Origin of the sequence: Cellulomonas sp. B6 (assembly GCF_001462455.1) — a bacterium.
Taxonomy (GTDB): Bacteria; Actinomycetota; Actinomycetes; order Actinomycetales; family Cellulomonadaceae; genus Cellulomonas.
In genome coordinates this window covers 17,325-33,726 of record NZ_LNTD01000069.1, presented here as the reverse complement: position 1 = coordinate 33,726, position 16,402 = coordinate 17,325, and the positions used below count along the sequence as shown (strand labels likewise).

Sequence of the window (16,402 nt, the reverse complement as noted above, 5' to 3'; positions counted from 1 at the left end):
CGCTCCCGGCCGTGGGTCCACCTCTCGGCGGTCGCCGCGACCCTGGGTCTGCTGACCGGCTGCACGAACCTGGCGACCTCGCCGGACACCGCCCCGACCGGTCAGGAGGCCGGGACGGGGCTGTTCGACGACACCGTCGTGCACGACCTCGATATCGAGCTCGACCAGGAGGCCTACGACGCCATGATCAGCACGTTCACCAGCACCGGTGACAAGGAGTGGATCACCGCCACGGTCACCGTCGACGGGCACGAGTTCCGTGACGTCGGCCTGCGCCTCAAGGGGAACTCGTCCCTGTCGGGCCTGCGCGGCGCCGGCGCGGGAGGGGACGGAGCCGCAGCCGAGGACGCGGGTGCGGCCGGGGACGCGGGTGCGGCCGGGGACGCGGGTGCGGCCGGGGACGCGGCCGACGACCAGGCCGCGGACGCGACCGGGGACCGGCAGCAGCGCGGCGGGCCGGGCGGAGGACCCGCGGGCGGCGCCACGGCCGACGAGCCGGAGAGCCTGCCCTGGCTCGTGCGCCTCGACAAGTTCGTCGCGGGCCAGAGCTACGAGGGGCTCACGGAGTTCGTCATCCGCTCCAACTCCTCCGAGACGTCCCTGAACGAGGCCGTCGCGCTCGAGCTGGTCGGTCTCGCGGGCCTGGCGACGCAGGAGGCGGCGAGCACCCGGCTGAGCGTCAACGACAGCGAGGAGCAGCTGCGCCTGCTCGTCGAGAACCCCGGCGAGGAGTGGGACGAGCGCACCTTCGACGCCGACGGCATCCTCTACAAGGCCGAGGCGGGCGGCGACTACAGCTACCGCGGCGACGACCCCACCGCGTACGTCGACGTCTTCGACCAGGAGAGCGGCGGCACGGAGGACCTCACTCCCCTGATGGACTTCCTCGAGTTCGTCAACGACGCCGACGACGCGACGTTCGCGGCCGAGCTGGGGACGCACCTGGACGTCGCGGCCTTCGCCGACTACCTCGCGGTGCAGGAGCTCATCGCCAACCAGGACGACATCGACGGGCCGGGCAACAACTCGTACCTGCGGTACGACAGCGCGACCGGCAGGTTCACGGTCGTGACGTGGGACCTCAACCTGGCGTTCGGCGGGCTCGGTGGCGGGGGGTTCGGCGGTGGAGGGTTCGGCGGTGGCGGGTTCGGCGGTGGCGAACGGCCGGACGGCGCCGGTGCGCCGCCCGCAGGCGAGCTGCCCGACGGCTGGGAGCCCCCGACGGGCGACCTTCCCGAGGGCCGGGTGCCGCCGGCCGACGGCGACGGCGCGGGCCCCAGCACGGACGAGCTCCGCGCAGCCTTCCCGGGCGGCGGACCCGGCGGCGGACCCGGCGGCGGGCCCGGCGGGAGCAACGTCCTCGTCGAGCGGTTCCTGGCCACGCCGGCCTTCGCGCAGGAGTACGAGACGTCGCTCACCGAGCTCCGGGCCGCGCTGTACTCCAGCGGCGAGGCGCAGGCCGTGCTCGACCGGTGGTCCACGCTGCTCACGGAGGACGCCGCCGACCTCGTCGACGCCGACGTCGTCGCCGAGGAGGCCGCCGCCATCGCGGCGCACTTCACCGAGCAGACCGCCCCGGGCCCCGAGCCGACGGCCTCCAGCGAGGCGTGAACGGCCCTGGACGGGCACGGCGTCGGGCGTGCGGGGTCGACGTCGTGCCCACGGTCGGACGTCGTCGTCGCCCCGGTCGGGCGCGCCGGTCCAGGAGGCCCGGACGAACGTCGGGGCGGACTCCGCCGTCGGCGCTCACCGGTCCTTCAACGCGGCGAGCGGGGACTTCAGCGGCAGGACGGCGCTGACGAGGACTCCGAGCACGGCGACCGACGTGACGATGGTCAGGTGCCGAACGACGTCGGGGGCGACGGCGAGGGGATCGGGGACGGCCACGGCGAGGACCGCCGTCGCGGTGCCCGCCGCGAGGAGCATCGACGTCCCGACGAGCGCGGCACCCTCGGTCACGCGGATCACCGCGCGCGTCGCCCGGTCCGCCCCGAGCGTGGCGTACAGCCCGTCCCGTCCCCGGCGCAGCCACACCAGCAGGAGCCACAGCAGGGAGATCGACGCCCCGACGGCCCACGGCGCGTCGACGAGCCCGCGTGTCGCGTACTCGGCGGAGAAGTCGCGGCTGTACTCGCCGTTGACGAGACGGTCGGTGACCACCGCGTCCTGTCCGTCGGCGCTGAGCATCGTGGGCAGCACGGCGCGGACCGACTCGAGGAACCCCGCGTCGGCCGTGACGAAGCACGCGCCGGCACGTCCCGCTGCGGGTGTCGGGAGGAGGATCGCGTAGGCGTTGTCCTCGCCGAGCACGCTGGTGTCGGCCACGGCTGCGACGGGGACGGGACCGACGGGAAGTACGGTCGCCCCGGCGGGCTCCTGCGGATCGATGTCGGCCGTCAGGGTGATGGTCTGCCCGGCCCGGACACCGAGGCCGTCCGCGAGCTCGGGCGGCAGGATGACGCCGTCCGTCGACGGGTGCAGGCCGAGCACGGGGCCGATGCCCTCGCTGACGGCCACCAGGGGGATCCTGGCGTCCGGGGCGTTCGGAACCCCGGCACGGAGCGCGAGCCGCCTGAGCGACGCCGACGCGGTGATCCCCTCGACACGGGCCGTGGACTCGCACGCCGCCCGGTCGACGCCGCCCGCGGGGTCGTTGGTCACGACGAGCATGCGCCCGCCCGCCGCGACCCAGCTGCGCTCGTCGGCGACCAGCCGAGCGAGGCCGAGCCCGTCGGCCACGACGGGGACGGTCGCCGCGGCGACGACGAGCACGGTGGTGAGGATCGTCAGCCAGCGGCCGTTGCGCCAGTTCCGCAGCCCTTCGTCGACCGCGGCGGCAAACCTCCACCGCTTCTGCGGAGCACCCGACGGCGTGCTCATGAGCCGCTCGGGGTCAGGACGCCCGAACCGAGCGCGAGGGTGCGGCTGCAGCGTGCGGCGATCGCGGGGTCGTGCGTGACGACGACTGTGACCTTGTCCGCGGCGGACGCGAGCAGCGCGTCGATGACGTCGGTGGACGTGCGGTGGTCGAGCTGGCCGGTGGGCTCGTCGGCGAGCAGCACGGGCCGCTCGCTGACCGCCGCGCGCGCGATGACCACGCGTTGGGCCTCACCACCCGACAGGGTGCGCACCGGCCGGTCACCGGTGCCGGCGAGCCCGACGTCGGCGAGCGCGCGCTCGGCCCGTGCGAGGGCGGTCGCACGGCTCACGCCGTCCGCGTACGCCCCGACCGCGACGTTGTCGAGCACGGTGCGGTCGCCGAGCACGTTGACGGTCTGCAGCACCCACGAGACGTGGTCGGCGAGCGGTTCCCGGGTGCCGCCCCGTTCCAGGGCGAGCGTGCCCGCCTGGGGCGCGAGCAGGCCGCCGAGCAGCGCGAGCAGGGTCGTCTTCCCCGACCCCGAGGGTCCGACGACGGCCACCGACTCCCCCGCCTCGACCTGCAGCATCAGGTGGTCGAGCAGGAGGCGGGATCCGGGGTGCGCGAAGGTCACGCCTTCGGCGACGAGTCGCACGTCGGATCCTCCAGCACGCGGAGCGGGTTGGCCAGGACACGGGTGAGAGCGGCCTCCGGGGCGAGCTCGGCGCTCGCGAGGGTCCCGCCCAGGACGGTGACGGCGACCGGGTCGTCGTCCACGTCCTCGAAGACGCAGGAGGCGCCCGACGGGTCGACGACGATGGCGGACGCCGGCACCCGGAGGACCGACTCGCCACCCGTGCTCGTCACCTGACCTGCGCCTTCGCCGGTCGTCCCCAGCGATGCGGCGATCGCCGCGACGGCCTGCGGGTCGGTGATCGCACCGCTGCCGGGCACGTACGGGGCCGCCAGCCCGTTGACGACGAGCTCGTAGTCGCTGCCGGCGGGGATGCCGCCGGTGGGCTCGGTGACGGCGATCGACGTCGGACGGCGCGGTCCACGGACGACGACGCTGCCGGGCGCGACGGTGGAGCCTGCCGCGACCTCGACCGTCGCGACGTGCACCGGCGACGGGCCGATCCACGCGACGCTCGACACCGTGAACGCGGACCCCTGGTCGGGCTTGCCGTGCTGCGTGTTGAACGCTCGGACGGCTCGTGCCGTCGCCGCCTCGAACCGTCCGTCGTCGCCCCCGCGGTAGAGGCCGAGCTCGCGCAGGAAGCGCTGCAACCTGGCCACGTCCTGCCCGCGCGCACCGGTGTCGAGGTCACGCCACAACGGTGCGTCGGACGCGTACGCGACGATCGGCGCGTCGTCGACGACGACCACGACGCTCCCGTTCTCCAGGACGTCACCGGCCGCCAGCGGCAGGTGCGTGACGGTCCCTGCCGCCTGGAGCCCGACGGCGACACCGTCCTCGTACCCGGCTGCGACCCCCACCCCGTAGCGGTCGACCCGCTCACCGGTCGTGACCGGGACGACGAGCGGGCCGGACGGCTCGTCCGCCGTGATCGGGGAGGGGGTGCTGTGCTGGACCCACCACGCCGATCCGGCGGCCAGGACCGCGATGAGGACGCCGAGCGCGAGGACGGCGGTACGCCTGGTGCGGCTCGCCCTGCGTGACGTCATCGCCCGACGCCGGCCTGGGACAGGCAGTCGATCTTCTTGGTTTCCCAGATACGGCCGGACTCGGTGAAGAGGTCACCCTGGGCGGCATCGTCCGCGACGTCGACGCCGTTGTCGCGCAGGCATTGGATCAACGCCGGGCGGAACTTGTCGAAGTTCTTCTCCTGCGCTTCCAGCGATCCCGGTGACGTCTGGTGCGCCGCCTCGACGTACATGCTGTTCACCCGGATGCAGTCGTCCGCGATCGCCTCGGTCTGCTCGTCGGACCGGCCGGCCGACGACTGCGCGAACGAGTACTGGATCTCGGGAAAGCCCCGAGGCTCGGTCACGGTGTCCCCGACGACCTCGATGCCCGCGTCACGCATGCAGGCGATCGTCCGCTCGACGGCCGCCTGGTACTGCTCGAAGGTGACCTCGCCGCCCTCCAGCACCGCGATCTGCTCCGCGCTCGCACCACTGGCGCGGGCGGACGCGAGCAGGTCCGAGTTCATCGACGGGTCGACCGTGGGCTCCGACGACCCTCCGCACCCTGCCAGGGTGAGCGCGGCCACGCCCGCGACGACCGCCGTGACCGTCCCGTGTCGACGACGTCGCACGTGAGACGCCCGTGAGCCCGACGGGGCGGCACGGAGGAGCCGGTGCACGGGCGCGGCCGCGCCGAGCATCAGTAGCCCACCTGGTGCTGCGTCACGTTGGGCACGGAGACGTACGAGTTCCCGGTCGTGCTGTCGCCGTAGCTCCAGGCCGTCGTGTAGATGTTCCCCGAACCGCCGTGGTACTTGGCCCGGACCTGGGTGCGGTACTTGCAGCCGCCCGTCGTCATGCTCGCCCAGGAGCCCCCCTGGGCACGGGTGGCGAGCCCGCAGGGAAGCTCCCAGGACGTGCTCGAGGCGCTGCTCCATCCGCTCAGCCAGCCGGCCGCGAACGAGGGTGTGGCTGCGAGCACCAGCGCGATCGACGTCGCGGCGACGACGGAGAGCACACGAGACCGCTTCATTACGTTCTCCTCTGATTGCGATCGATGACGGCGTCAGACAGGCCGGTCGGGTCGTTCTTCGGCGACGCCGGGCCCGATGCTAGCGGGACGCAGAACGCGACACGCCCGAAACGGACACGCGATTTCCCGTGCGCTTTTGGTGCACGTCGATCTGCGCACAGGACCGGCGACCGCGTCGGGTGCGAATGCAACGAGTCGTGTGGTATTGCCAAGAGAAGGTCGTACCGGCCGCGCGGTGTGCGGGCACCGGGCGGGGCCGTGCGGCCCACCCGCCGACAGCGCGCGAGCGCCGCGGTCGCACGAGGCTCGCGGTGTGACTGCTGCACGCACCTGACGACGACGGAGCTGACCGTCAGCGGGAGCGACGCACGACGAGGGCGACGAGCTCCGGGCTGCAGCCCAGCGCGTCCGCGATCGCGGAGTAGCTCCACCGCGCGGGGTCCTCGGCGCGGAGCTGGAGGACGAGCCGGTCGCGCTCCCGGCGGTACCGCGCGGCGACCTCGTCCGCGTCGGCGGCCTTGCGGTGGAGCTCGCGCGCCCGGGTGGCGCGGGGGTCCGAGGTGCCCCGACGGGGCGTCCGCCGGGGAGCGTCCGCAGGTGGGGGCGCCGCCCGTGCACCCGCGGACAGGTCGGACGTCGGTCGTGCAGGCGACGACCGCGGGGCGGCCCCGTGATCGGGGCCGCCCCGGGCCGGCGCGTCGGGCCCGCGCGGGGACCTAGAGGCCACGCGCGAACTCCGTGACGAGCGAGGGCACCGCGCCGTCGAATCCGACGACGTCGAGCATCCCCGCGTCCGACGGGTCGGCGATCGAGAAGCCCGTCGCCGTCATGCCGACGACCACGAGCCGCGCGTCGATCCCGGACCGCCGCCGGTACTCGGCGAGCGCCTGGTGCGGGTGCACCTTGCCGGCCCAGGTCTCGCTGTCCGTGTAGACCACGAACGTGTCGACCTCGGCGCCCTGCTCGGTCGCCCACGCCATCGGCAGCGCGCAGTCCGTGCCGGACATGGGCATCGCGTCGACCACGCGCAGGGCGTCGTCGAGCCGCTGCCGCGGCGAGATCGCGAGCGGCCGCAGCGTGCTGTCGTTCCACCCGCTGCTGCCCGACCGCGTGGTGAAGCCGACGGCGGTGGCCGCCGGCTCGGTCGCGAGCTGCACCAGGGCCAGCGCGGCCGACGCCTCGCGCGCCGTGATCGGCATGCCCGAGATCGGCACACCCATCGAGCCCGAGACGTCGACCGCGAGCAGCGTGCGCTTCCCGGAGGGCTCGACGGCCCCGAACGCCGCGTAGAACGCGGCGTCGAGGGCGTCGGTCACCTTCCGGCTCGGCGTCCACTCGCCGGCACCGCGGGCCGACCGCCCGGAGGCGTACGTCCGCTGCGCCACGAGCACGCTGACCGGGTGGACGCGCGCCGACCGCTGCCGGTCGGGGTCGACCAGCTGGGTGACGACCTCGTCGGTCCGGCCGCCGAGGTCCGGGAGCACGCCGAGCCGCGTGAGCCGGGGCAGCTGACGCATCAGCGCCGTCTGCGGCACGCCGACGTCGAGCAGCGCGTCCCAGACCGCGACCTCGCCCAGCGCCGCGTCGGGGAGCATCTCCCACGACAGCCGGTGCCGCCGCACCAGGTCGGCCCACGTCGCGGTGTCCGTGGCGGCCTGCGCCGCCATGAAACCCTCGACGAGCGTGGGCGTCGCGTCGCCGACCGCACCGCGGACGATCCAGTCGAACGTCGCCCGCAGCTCCGGCGAGGCCGTCGTCGGGTGCGCCAGGCGCAGCAGGTCGCGGTGCGACCAGCCCTCACGCTGGCGGTACTTGACCGCCTGGTACGCGAGGGCGTCGGCGTCCTTGGACGTGTACCAACCACCGACGGCGCGCCGCAGACCCCGACCCCAGCCGCGGAACTGCTCGACGTAGCCCGCGAACAGGAACAGGTGCGTCCCGGTCCGGGCGACGGCCGGCAGCGCCGCGAGCGCGAGCGGTGCCGACTCCGGCACCGACGCGGCGTACGCCAGGGCGAACAGCGCGGGGTTCTGGCGCGGCGCGGCGCCACGCACGGACACGTCGACGATGGTGCTGACCAGCGTCTCGGGGTCCTCGTGGGCCATCCGCCCGACGACCTCGGCGTTCTCCCGCGCCAGCTCGCGCGGCGCGGCGTAGTAGGTGCCGCCGTCCACGCCGAGGGTCAGGAAGCGCCGCAGCCGGGCGACGTCGTCGAGCACGAACGCGTAGCCACCGGCGGCGTTCAGCTCCTGGCGGGTGTCGGCGCGCTCGCCCTGCGGCGTGCGCCGCAGCCCGAGCGTGCGCAGCACGTCCATCGGTCGTGTCCTCTCAGTCGGTCGTCGGGGCGGTGGCGGGCGTGTTGTGCGCACCGGGTGGATCCCCGGCGAACCGGGGTGCCCTCCTCACAAGGGCGTCCACGGGGAGAGAGAGAACCGATGCGCTCCGGCCCGCCACCGCCCCGACGTGGGTGGAGCGGGCGTGTGGTCGTGGCTCCGGTACGGCGGCTGACGCCGCCGGGCAGCACCCCGAGGGGTCGGGACTCGAACCCGCACTGCCATCACCAGGTAACCGAAGACACCTCGGCCCGCTCCGGGGAGGCTCGGGTGGGCGTGTGATGACGCCGGAGTCCTGCTCTACCGTCTGAGCTACGTCATCAGAGATGACGGCGGGACTCGAACCCGCGACCTGGCCATCCACAGTGGTAACCGACGGTCGCCGGCCCACCCAAGTCTTTCCGTGTGCTGTTGTCGTCGACGACTGTAGGGGTCTACACAGGCGGGGCGCAGGGCTTTTTCCGGAGACGTCACACGGGCGGGTGAGCGACCTGCTCGCAGGGGCCCGGGCGGGCGTGGGGTGGCCGCCGGAACGCCGCCGCCCCTGACGGGGCGGTGCGCCGTCCGCTGCTCTACCACTGAGCTACGACGCCGAGACGCCGGAGGGGCTCGAACCCTCGACCCGCGGATCCAGATCACCGATGGCCTTCGGCCCGCCCGGGCCGAGCCGCCAGTATGCCGTCCACGGGCGATCGGCAGAGCTCCACACGAGCTGCACGGTGATCGACGCGATCCGCTGCGGATGCCGATCGTGCGAGCAGTGCCGAGGCTGGGGTCTGGACGGAATCTGACCAGCATCGTCGCGTTTCTGGGGAACGTCGTGGACTCCAGCCTGGGAACCCGCCTTCTCACGCCCTATCGGCCATAGATGTCGCACAGGGGGTCGAGGCACCATCATGCAAGCTTCTGACGCTTCCACGTAGGGCATCGGCGGTGGGAACGTGCACCCCGGTCGGCGTGTCCTCGTATGCCTGCACGCCAGTGACCGAGATCCTGCGGAGGTGAACGACACGAGCGCGAAGGCCGCCTCGCGCTTTGCGCTGCTCCTCGACACCAATGCGTTCATCGCCCTCGAACCAACATCGCCGTCGTTCCAGGCGGACTTGCCCGATGCGGCAGACCTTGTCCGGCTCGCGCAGCAGGGCGACCACAGGTTCTACCTGTCCGCCGGCACGGCTCATGACATCGATCGTGATCCGCAGCTGGACCGCCGGCGGGCGAACCATGCACTCGCGGGGAAGTATCTACATCTCGACCCGATCGCCCCTCCCGGCGACCTGCTGGAGGCACTCGGCGAGCCGGCCCCACCGCCCGGGCGTCACTCGAACAACGACGTCGACCTCGAGATGCTCGCCGCGTTGTGGGTGGGCGCCGTCGACTTCCTCGTCACGCAGGACAACCGACTGCGGCGCCGCGGTGTCCGCGCCGGGCTGGGCGAGCGCGTGCTCACCATCGTCGAGGCTGTCGCCTTCCTGCGCCGACTCACGCCCCGGGCCAGCACGCCGCCACCCGCGGTCACGCCCGTGCGCACGTACAACCTCGACCCGCACGACCCGATCTTCGACTCCCTGCGCGAGGACTATGACGGGTTCGACGACTGGTTCGCGAAGGTGAAGATCGCACCCGGACGGCCTTCCTGGGTCATCGAGGTCGAGGGCGGCAGCTACGGCGCCTTGATGATCGTCAAGGACGAGCAGGCTGGTACGACGCCGTTCCCCGGCAAGGTGCTGAAGCTCTGCACCTTCAAGGTTGCACCGCACGCCTTTGGCCGCGCCTACGGCGAGCTCCTGCTCAAAGCGCTCTTCGGTCACATGCACGCTGGCGCCCACGACACGGTGTTCGTCACGACGTACCCCAAGCAGGACCGGCTGATCGAGCTCCTGGAAGACTTCGGCTTCGTCCGGCACAACGCTCCACGGACCGACGACGAAGAGCTGATCCTGGTCAAGCACCGCCGGCCGGCCGACCCTACGGAGACCGATCCCCTCGCAGCCCACCGGAGGCACGGACCGCCATTCATCCACCCCGACGCCCGCGCGTTCGTCGTGCCGGTCGTGCCGATTTGGCACGACGCGCTCTTCCCCGACTTCACGATGGGGCTGGGTCTGTGGACCGGTACCCACGCGTACGGCAACGCACTCCGTAAGGCGTACGTCAGCGGTACCAACTCCCGGCGGATCGGCGCGGGGGACACCGTGCTGTTCTACCGGTCCGCCGATCTCCGGGCCGTCACTGTCGTCGGCGTGGTGGAGGATGTGCACGTCTCGGGCGACCCCGAGTCCATCCGGCGGTTCGTCGGCCGCCGCACCGTGTACACCCCGCGGGACCTGTCGCTGATGGCACTCGAGCACCGCGAGCTGCACGCGATGATCTTTCGGCAAGACCGGATGCTCGACCCGCCCGTGTCACTCAGGACCCTCATGCTGATGGGCGTGCTCAACGGCGCACCGCGAAGCATCACCGAAGTAGACGAAGGAGGACGACCGTGGGTGCACCAGCAGCTGGCCGCGTCGCAGTGATGTCGATCAAGCCGCGGTTCGCGGAGGCGATCCTTGATGGCACCAAGCTCGTCGAGTTTCGGAAGCGACGGCTGGCGCCGGACGTCACCACCGTGCTCATCTACGCCACGATGCCGGTGGGACGGGTCATCGGTGCCTTCGAGGTCGGCGGCTACGACATCGCCTCCCCGACCGCAGTGTGGGAGCGCCACAAGGGGCACGCCGGCATCTCGCGGACTGGCTACCGCGACTACTACCGCGGAGCGGGCTCCGCGGTGGGCATCCGCGTGAGAGACGCACGCCGGTTGGCTAGGCCGCTGACCCTCGCCGAGATCGACCCGTCTCTTCCGGCTCCGCAGAGCTTCGTCTACCTCACTCTGAACCCGCACGGACCCCAGGGAGACACGCAGGCTCGTCTGCACGACGAGCTCGCCGCCACGCGCTGAGAGGACAAAGAAGAGCAGACTGTGAAGCCCGGTGAGGAGTAGATCTACCGGGCGCGACGCCATCAAAGCGAGTCCTCGCGAGGACCGACAACAGTGACCGGCATCCGCCGCGCATTGAGGTCGGGTTCGTGGACGGGAAGACCGGCACGCTCCCGAGCATCTCAGCCCAGCGGCTCCGGCCGTCACCTGGGTGGGGCGCTCGTCGTCTCGGGTTCTCGCAGTGCGTACAGACGGGTCACGCCGCCGATGTTCACCAGGTCGAGCGCGAGTTCGCGCGTCAGGACCATGAACGCCTCGCCGTCGACGTCCAGCGGAACCGTGGCGATCAACGGCTCGAACTGGGCCGTGGGGACGCCATCGAGCCTGCTCGACCCGCGCCACGCGTGCGCCTGTGGGAGGACCCATACGTTCTGCTCCGGGTCGTCCCACACGAGGCCGACCTTGATCTCGACGAGTCCGCTGTACAACAGGCGCTGTCCGGACGCACGACTCAGCGAGAGCACCGAGGCCAGAAGCGCCTCCATGTACGGCGACGACACCTCGAACGGCTGGTTGATGTCGACGTCGAAGGTCAGCGCGATCGCCCCGTCGAAGTGGACGCTGACGATCCGCTCCGGAACCCGCTGGTCGTGCCGGCGGCGCGAGTGCGTCCACCGCCGCAGCCGGTTGCGGACGTCCCACCCGCCGAGCGCGAGCTCCACTGCGTCGGACCAGCCGTCGTCGAGCAGGTCGTTGACGCTCGACTGGGCTGTGTTGACGATCTCGCGGGCCGCGCGTCGTTCCATCCGACCGCGGCCCACAGGTGCGTGGGGTACCGCGACCCCGACGAACCGCACCTTGTCCCGGTGAGTCTCTCTGCTGGCCTGCTCGAACAGCCGGTCTACCGTCTGCTCGGTGCGCTGGTAGCGAGTGAACCGTTCGCGATAGGCCCGCTCGAGGTCGCGCTCGGTCATGAACACCGTGTGCGCCCCGGCGCGCTGCGGCGCCAGGAACCGCCGGTCGTCCTGCTGCTCGCGCATCACCAGGTGAGGGGCGTCGGGGCTGCCCGGCACCTCGACAACCAAGACGCTCAGGTCACCCTCGATCGGCACGACTGTGTGGTGGATCCCGCTCAAGGACGGCCGAAGGTCGTTCCACGCGACCTGATGCAACATCTGGTCGAGGCCGTCCGGCAGTCTCGTACCGACGACGTCACCAGCCAGGTCCTTACGATCAGGATCCTCCGCGACCCCGTAGACGATGGTCCCGCCGCCGCTGTTCGCCATGGCAGCGATGTCCTTCGCGAGCTCGTCGCGACCGCGAGGGTTGTGGTGGTTGTAGGTGTGCTTCCATTCCAGGTCTGCTGTCTCGGGGACGCCTGTCGCTGCGGCCTGACGCAGCAGCTCGACGGTGATGTCGCTGGGTTCGGCCCCCAGAGCACGGTGGATCGGCGTGAACGGCATGGCCGCACCGTAGCGATCTGGCACCCGCCCCGGTCCGGATCGCGCGCAGTCGCACGGGCGATTCTGTGGACCCACTCTGACCCCACGCACCTGATGTCGGCGCCCAAAGGCATCCCGAGCAACCCGAGGGAACTGGGCTGGGAGCACCTCGTTCGGCACCGCGTGACCATCGATGGCTGGCTACTACTCGTTGAGCCGGTCCTGGGCATCGAGTGCCGCTTCGATCACAACGACCACGACCTCGACGAACACCGCCATCACACGGTATGAGGTCGTCATCAGGTACGTCGCCCCGGTGTCTGTCACGCCGCCGTGCAGTCGACTCTCCAGTACCGCCAGCGACACCGTTCGGTTTCCATGAGCCATCGACGAGCACAGACGCCACACATCGATGGGCTTGAAGCGCCGCGACTGCAGGTGCCGACCCGCGTCGGTGACGACGTCCGTCATCGACGGGTGCGGGCGATCGAGGCTGCGTTGCCCTACCCGGGCGGCATCGAGGAGCTCGTCGAGGCGTTCGCGCAGCTTGGGAAGCGAGGACGGCCGTTCGGGGGCGAAGTGCCGTAGCGCGACGTCGCTCAACCTTGCCTCGTCCCACACGCGGTGCAGAGCCCGGAACACTCGCTTCTTCCGGGTTCCGCCCGTGGTTAGCCACAGGACCTGCGCAGCGGATTCAAGTGAGGCCCTCACCAACGGGTACGCACCGACGGTGGGCATCCCGTGATCGACCAGGGTCCTGCGGAAGGTGTTGGCGTGATCGAACGCCGCGATGAAGAGGAACCGCACCTGGTAGGAGATCGGGTCGTACGCGGTCGCCCGGTCGTCGCCTTCGAGCACGCTGCCGGGACGCACGGTGAACGCGTCGCAACGCGCCTCCGCTGCGTCCAGGCGAGCGAAGAGCTGCTGCAGGACAGCGGCACCCTCAGCTTCAGCAGGATGGTTGTCCGTGTACTGGGGCGGTGGGCTCATGCTCCGGATCCTCGTCTCGACAGGCGGGTTCGCGCCATGCTGGAAACTCGTCTATTCGGACTATCAACGCTGGCTGGTCGAACTATTTGTCGATATGCAGAAATGATTGACTGCGAGCGGACAGTCCCACTTTTGACCGACAGACTCAGGGCCAGAGCTCGCCATCAAACCAGGACGCCGATCCGCGCCTGCTCCTGCAGGCTCACGTCAGCGCGGCGCCGCGTTCGGTCCGAGAATCCCCGTCCTGTTCAAGCGAGCGCCGGCACTCAAGCTTTAGAGCATCGATCGCGGTTCGCAAGGGTTGGACGACCGTCTCGGGCGGGTCTTGGTCCGGGGGCCCGCCTTCGACGTTGCCCCAGAAGTAGTAGACATTCCACGCTCTGACAAACGCTGCCCAGGCTGCTTCGACGTCTGCATCAGCCACGAGACGCATCCGAACGGTTATCTCGTCCATGGAAGCCAGAGACAGGGGCTCACCGGCGGGCTGGGGCGACAGCTCGAAACCGCCGTCGCCGTCGTATGCCCAGACCGCGTTGAGTCTCCGCTCCTCGTTGACGGCGTGCCCCAGGGCGTTGGCATACACGCCAAGGCGGTCCTGACGGAGGCGCTCTGCACGCTCGCTCGCGTCGGTAGTTCTGGGCCGCAAGGCGCTCGGCGTGCTTCCGCGCCTGCGCCGCCGTGAGCACGGTCGCACCCAGCCCAGCAAGAGCCACCAGGACCGTGGCCGCCAGCTCCCGGTTCATGGGCACAACATGCCACACCGGCAGTTCAGCAGGCTGCTAGCTCGCCCTCCCGACACACGTGAGGCACGCGGCACCAGGTAGAACTTGCCCGATCTGCATCTTCAGTGACGAGGATCAACGGTCCGCCCTCCTCCCCTCGCACAGAATCTGTTGGGAATCGGCTGTCCAGGGTGACGTTCCGGTGTGAGCCGGATCGCAGCTGTCGTGGCGTGGAGCGCCTTCCTCAGAGCGCTCCAGAATCAGGTCGCTCCCTGCCGGACCGACGCGGACCTCGAGCGCGCCCAACTTCGACAGAGCCTTGCGCTGACCGCGACGGATGGGGCTGGCCAGGTCGGCCGTCGACCGCTTCGCCGCACGGTCACGGGCTGGTGTTGGGCGACGACCACCCAGCTCGCCGTCGACGCCAGACGCTCGGTGCGACGCGCGCGGCCTCGCGTCAGCTGGGCCGCGGCCGAGGACGTCTTCCCGGGGGCCGGCTCGCTCGGTGATGACCTGGTCTCGCTGGGCACCTACCCTGACGACGACGCTGGCGCGACCGGGGCGCTTACACGCGCACAAGACCTCGCGAACGAGCTCCCTGAACCAGCTCCGACGCGCGGCGTGGCGTGTGCGCATCTACTCGGACGCACTGCGTCGCGTGCGCGCCGTGCGCTGAGCACGTAGGAGCCGCGGCCGAGCGCTGAAGTGGAGGACACCGTCGTCCTGTGTCTTCACCAACGGCGGCGGGCCGCCCGCATCGCGACCACCGCAGGGCCGCGACATTCCCAGAATCCCGCCCTAGAGGCCGATCCTCCCCGGCTATTTTTACAACACCCGTCGATTCCCGAACTCGACGAACGACAACAGTCGCAGCTACATCTGCATGTCGACGAACCGCGAGTAGTGCCCCTGGAACGCGACGGTGATGGTGTCGGTGGGGCCGTTACGGTGCTTGGCGACGATGAGGTCGGCTTCCCCCGCTCGCGGGGATTCCTTCTCGTACGCATCCTCGCGGTGCAGAAGAATGACCATGTCTGCGTCCTGCTCAATTGACCCGGATTCACGAAGGTCGCTCATCGCCGGCCGCTTGTCCGTCCGCTGCTCAGGCCCACGGTTCAGCTGCGAGATCGCGATGACGGGGACCTCGAGCTCCTTGGCGAGCAGCTTGAGCGCACGCGAGAACTCCGAGACCTCCTGCTGACGGGACTCGACGCGCTTGCCCGACGTCATGAGCTGGAGGTAGTCGATGACGACGAGCTTGAGGTCGTGGCGCTGCTTGAGGCGCCGGCACTTGGCGCGGATCTCCATGAGGGACATGTTGGGTGAGTCGTCGATGAACAGCGGGGCCTCGCTGATGCGGCCCATGGTCGCGGCGATCTTCGCCCAGTCCTCCTCACCCATCGAGCCGGTGCGCAGCTTCTGCAGATGGACCCGGGCCTCGGCCGAGAGAAGACGCATGACAATCTCGTTGCGGCTCATCTCGAGTGAGAAAACAACTGCAGCCATGTCATTTTTGATGGCCGCCGATCGGACAATGTCGATTCCCACGGTCGATTTGCCAATTGCCGGCCTCGCTGCGATCACGATCATCTGCCCCGGGTGCAACCCGTTGGTCAGCCGGTCCAGGTCCGAGAACCCCGTGGGCACGCCGATCATGCCCTCGCCGCGGTGCCCCGCGGCCTCGATCTCGTCGACCGTGCCGCCGATGACCTCGGACAGCGGCAGGTAGTCCTCGGACGCGCGTCGCTCCGTGACCGCGTACACCTCGGCCTGCGCGTTATTCACGAGCTCGTCGACGTCCCCGCCGTCGGTCGCGTAGCCGAGCTGGACGATGCGCGTGCCGGCCTCGACCAGCTTGCGCAGGATGGAGCGCTCGCGCACGATCCGCGCGTAGAAGCCCGCGTTGGCAGCCGTCGGCACGGACGCGATGAGCGTGTGCAGGTACGCGGCCCCGCCGATGCGCGTGATCTCGCCGCGCTTGGTCAGCTCGTCGGACACCGTGATGGCGTCGGCGGGCTCGCCGCGGCCGTAGAGGTCGATGATCGCGTCGTAGATCGACTCGTGCGCGGGGCGGTAGAAGTCCGTGCCGCGCACCTGCTCGATGACGTCGGCGATCGCGTCCTTGCTGATCATCATGCCGCCGAGCACCGACCGCTCCGCGTCGAGGTCCTGCGGCGGCGTGCGGTCGAACCCGCCGCCCCGGTTCCCGCTGTCCGGCGGCGCGCCGTACTCGAGGTCCTCGATGGTCAACCCGTCACCCACTCCTGCTCGCCCGCACCCGACGGACACCTGTCCTACCGGGACCCACCGACAGTCCCGCGGGCACGTCCCGCACGGCGGGCGACGCCGCCGTCACCGGACCTGTCCTCGCGAGGCTAGGCCCCGCCGGTCGGGGACCCAAACGGGTGTGTGCACAGACCGGTGGACAGCCTGTGGACAGCCCCCTCAGGCC

13 protein-coding genes are annotated in these 16,402 nt (G+C 70.8%); 3 read left to right on the top strand and 10 right to left on the bottom strand.

Annotated features, from left to right (window positions below):
• On the top strand, positions 1–1,611 hold a 1,611-nt coding region (locus ATM99_RS05930; RefSeq protein ID WP_062102005.1), incomplete at its 5' end, for a CotH kinase family protein.
• A 135-nt stretch (positions 1,612–1,746) separates the two neighbouring features.
• Here ATM99_RS05930 and ATM99_RS05925 read toward each other — a convergent pair.
• From ATM99_RS05925 to ATM99_RS05895, 6 genes are all read right to left on the bottom strand, one after another.
• On the bottom strand, positions 1,747–2,880 hold the full coding sequence (locus tag ATM99_RS05925; RefSeq protein WP_062102004.1) for a hypothetical protein: 1,134 nt from the start codon (positions 2,878–2,880) through the stop codon (positions 1,747–1,749).
• A complete protein-coding gene (locus tag ATM99_RS05920) occupies positions 2,877–3,515 on the bottom strand; it encodes an ATP-binding cassette domain-containing protein (protein WP_062102003.1) in 639 nt (212 codons plus the stop codon). The genes ATM99_RS05925 and ATM99_RS05920 overlap by 4 nt, the downstream gene beginning before the upstream one ends.
• The gene (locus ATM99_RS05915) at positions 3,491–4,546 is read right to left on the bottom strand and encodes a peptidoglycan-binding protein (RefSeq protein ID WP_062102002.1); all 1,056 of its coding nucleotides are present in this window, start codon (positions 4,544–4,546) and stop codon (positions 3,491–3,493) included. Before ATM99_RS05915 ends, ATM99_RS05920 begins: the two co-directional genes overlap by 25 nt.
• A complete protein-coding gene (locus ATM99_RS05910; protein WP_062102001.1) occupies positions 4,543–5,094 on the bottom strand; it encodes a hypothetical protein in 552 nt (183 codons plus the stop codon). The genes ATM99_RS05915 and ATM99_RS05910 overlap by 4 nt, the downstream gene beginning before the upstream one ends.
• A gap of 113 nt (positions 5,095–5,207) precedes the next feature.
• Positions 5,208–5,540, bottom strand: a complete 333-nt coding sequence (locus tag ATM99_RS05905) for a hypothetical protein (protein ID WP_150118167.1) — start codon at positions 5,538–5,540, stop codon at positions 5,208–5,210.
• A 716-nt stretch (positions 5,541–6,256) separates the two neighbouring features.
• On the bottom strand, positions 6,257–7,855 hold the full coding sequence (locus ATM99_RS05895; protein WP_062101999.1) for a TROVE domain-containing protein: 1,599 nt from the start codon (positions 7,853–7,855) through the stop codon (positions 6,257–6,259).
• A gap of 1,019 nt (positions 7,856–8,874) precedes the next feature.
• Between ATM99_RS05895 and ATM99_RS05890 the strand changes: the two genes are divergently transcribed.
• Together ATM99_RS05890 and ATM99_RS05885 are read left to right on the top strand one after the other, a co-directional pair.
• Positions 8,875–10,392, top strand: coding sequence for a hypothetical protein (locus ATM99_RS05890; protein ID WP_062101998.1), 1,518 nt, complete (start codon positions 8,875–8,877; stop codon positions 10,390–10,392).
• Positions 10,392–10,817: a hypothetical protein gene (locus tag ATM99_RS05885; protein ID WP_190278784.1), complete on the top strand. Its 426-nt coding sequence runs from the start codon at positions 10,392–10,394 to the stop codon at positions 10,815–10,817. Before ATM99_RS05890 ends, ATM99_RS05885 begins: the two co-directional genes overlap by 1 nt.
• 182 nt (positions 10,818–10,999) lie before the next feature.
• Here ATM99_RS05885 and ATM99_RS05880 read toward each other — a convergent pair whose 3' ends face one another.
• The 4 genes from ATM99_RS05880 to dnaB form a co-directional block, all read right to left on the bottom strand.
• Positions 11,000–12,259: a helix-turn-helix domain-containing protein gene (locus tag ATM99_RS05880; RefSeq protein WP_062101996.1), complete on the bottom strand. Its 1,260-nt coding sequence runs from the start codon at positions 12,257–12,259 to the stop codon at positions 11,000–11,002.
• Between the two features lie 183 nt (positions 12,260–12,442).
• Positions 12,443–13,228, bottom strand: a complete 786-nt coding sequence (locus ATM99_RS05875; RefSeq protein WP_062101995.1) for a hypothetical protein — start codon at positions 13,226–13,228, stop codon at positions 12,443–12,445.
• A gap of 202 nt (positions 13,229–13,430) precedes the next feature.
• Entirely contained in the window at positions 13,431–13,811 is a 381-nt protein-coding gene (locus ATM99_RS05870; RefSeq protein ID WP_062101994.1) for a hypothetical protein, read from the bottom strand.
• A 1,012-nt stretch (positions 13,812–14,823) separates the two neighbouring features.
• Positions 14,824–16,200 carry a replicative DNA helicase gene (gene dnaB, locus ATM99_RS05860; RefSeq protein WP_062102006.1) on the bottom strand — a complete coding sequence of 459 codons (1,377 nt, stop codon included), beginning with the start codon at positions 16,198–16,200 and terminating at the stop codon, positions 14,824–14,826.
• Between the last annotated feature and the right edge of the window lie 202 nt (positions 16,201–16,402).

What these genes read in the sequence shown, in the direction of transcription:
- ATM99_RS05925 (WP_062102004.1), bottom strand. Translation starts at nt 2,880, where the DNA reads ATGAGCACGCCGTCGGGTGCTCCGCAGAAGCGGTGGAGGTTTGCCGCC.
- ATM99_RS05915 (WP_062102002.1), bottom strand. Translation starts at nt 4,546, where the DNA reads ATGACGTCACGCAGGGCGAGCCGCACCAGGCGTACCGCCGTCCTCGCG.
- ATM99_RS05905 (WP_150118167.1), bottom strand. Translation starts at nt 5,540, where the DNA reads ATGAAGCGGTCTCGTGTGCTCTCCGTCGTCGCCGCGACGTCGATCGCG.
- ATM99_RS05895 (WP_062101999.1), bottom strand. Translation starts at nt 7,855, where the DNA reads ATGGACGTGCTGCGCACGCTCGGGCTGCGGCGCACGCCGCAGGGCGAG.
- ATM99_RS05885 (WP_190278784.1), top strand. Translation starts at nt 10,392, where the DNA reads ATGTCGATCAAGCCGCGGTTCGCGGAGGCGATCCTTGATGGCACCAAG.
- ATM99_RS05880 (WP_062101996.1), bottom strand. Translation starts at nt 12,259, where the DNA reads ATGCCGTTCACGCCGATCCACCGTGCTCTGGGGGCCGAACCCAGCGAC.
- ATM99_RS05875 (WP_062101995.1), bottom strand. Translation starts at nt 13,228, where the DNA reads ATGAGCCCACCGCCCCAGTACACGGACAACCATCCTGCTGAAGCTGAG.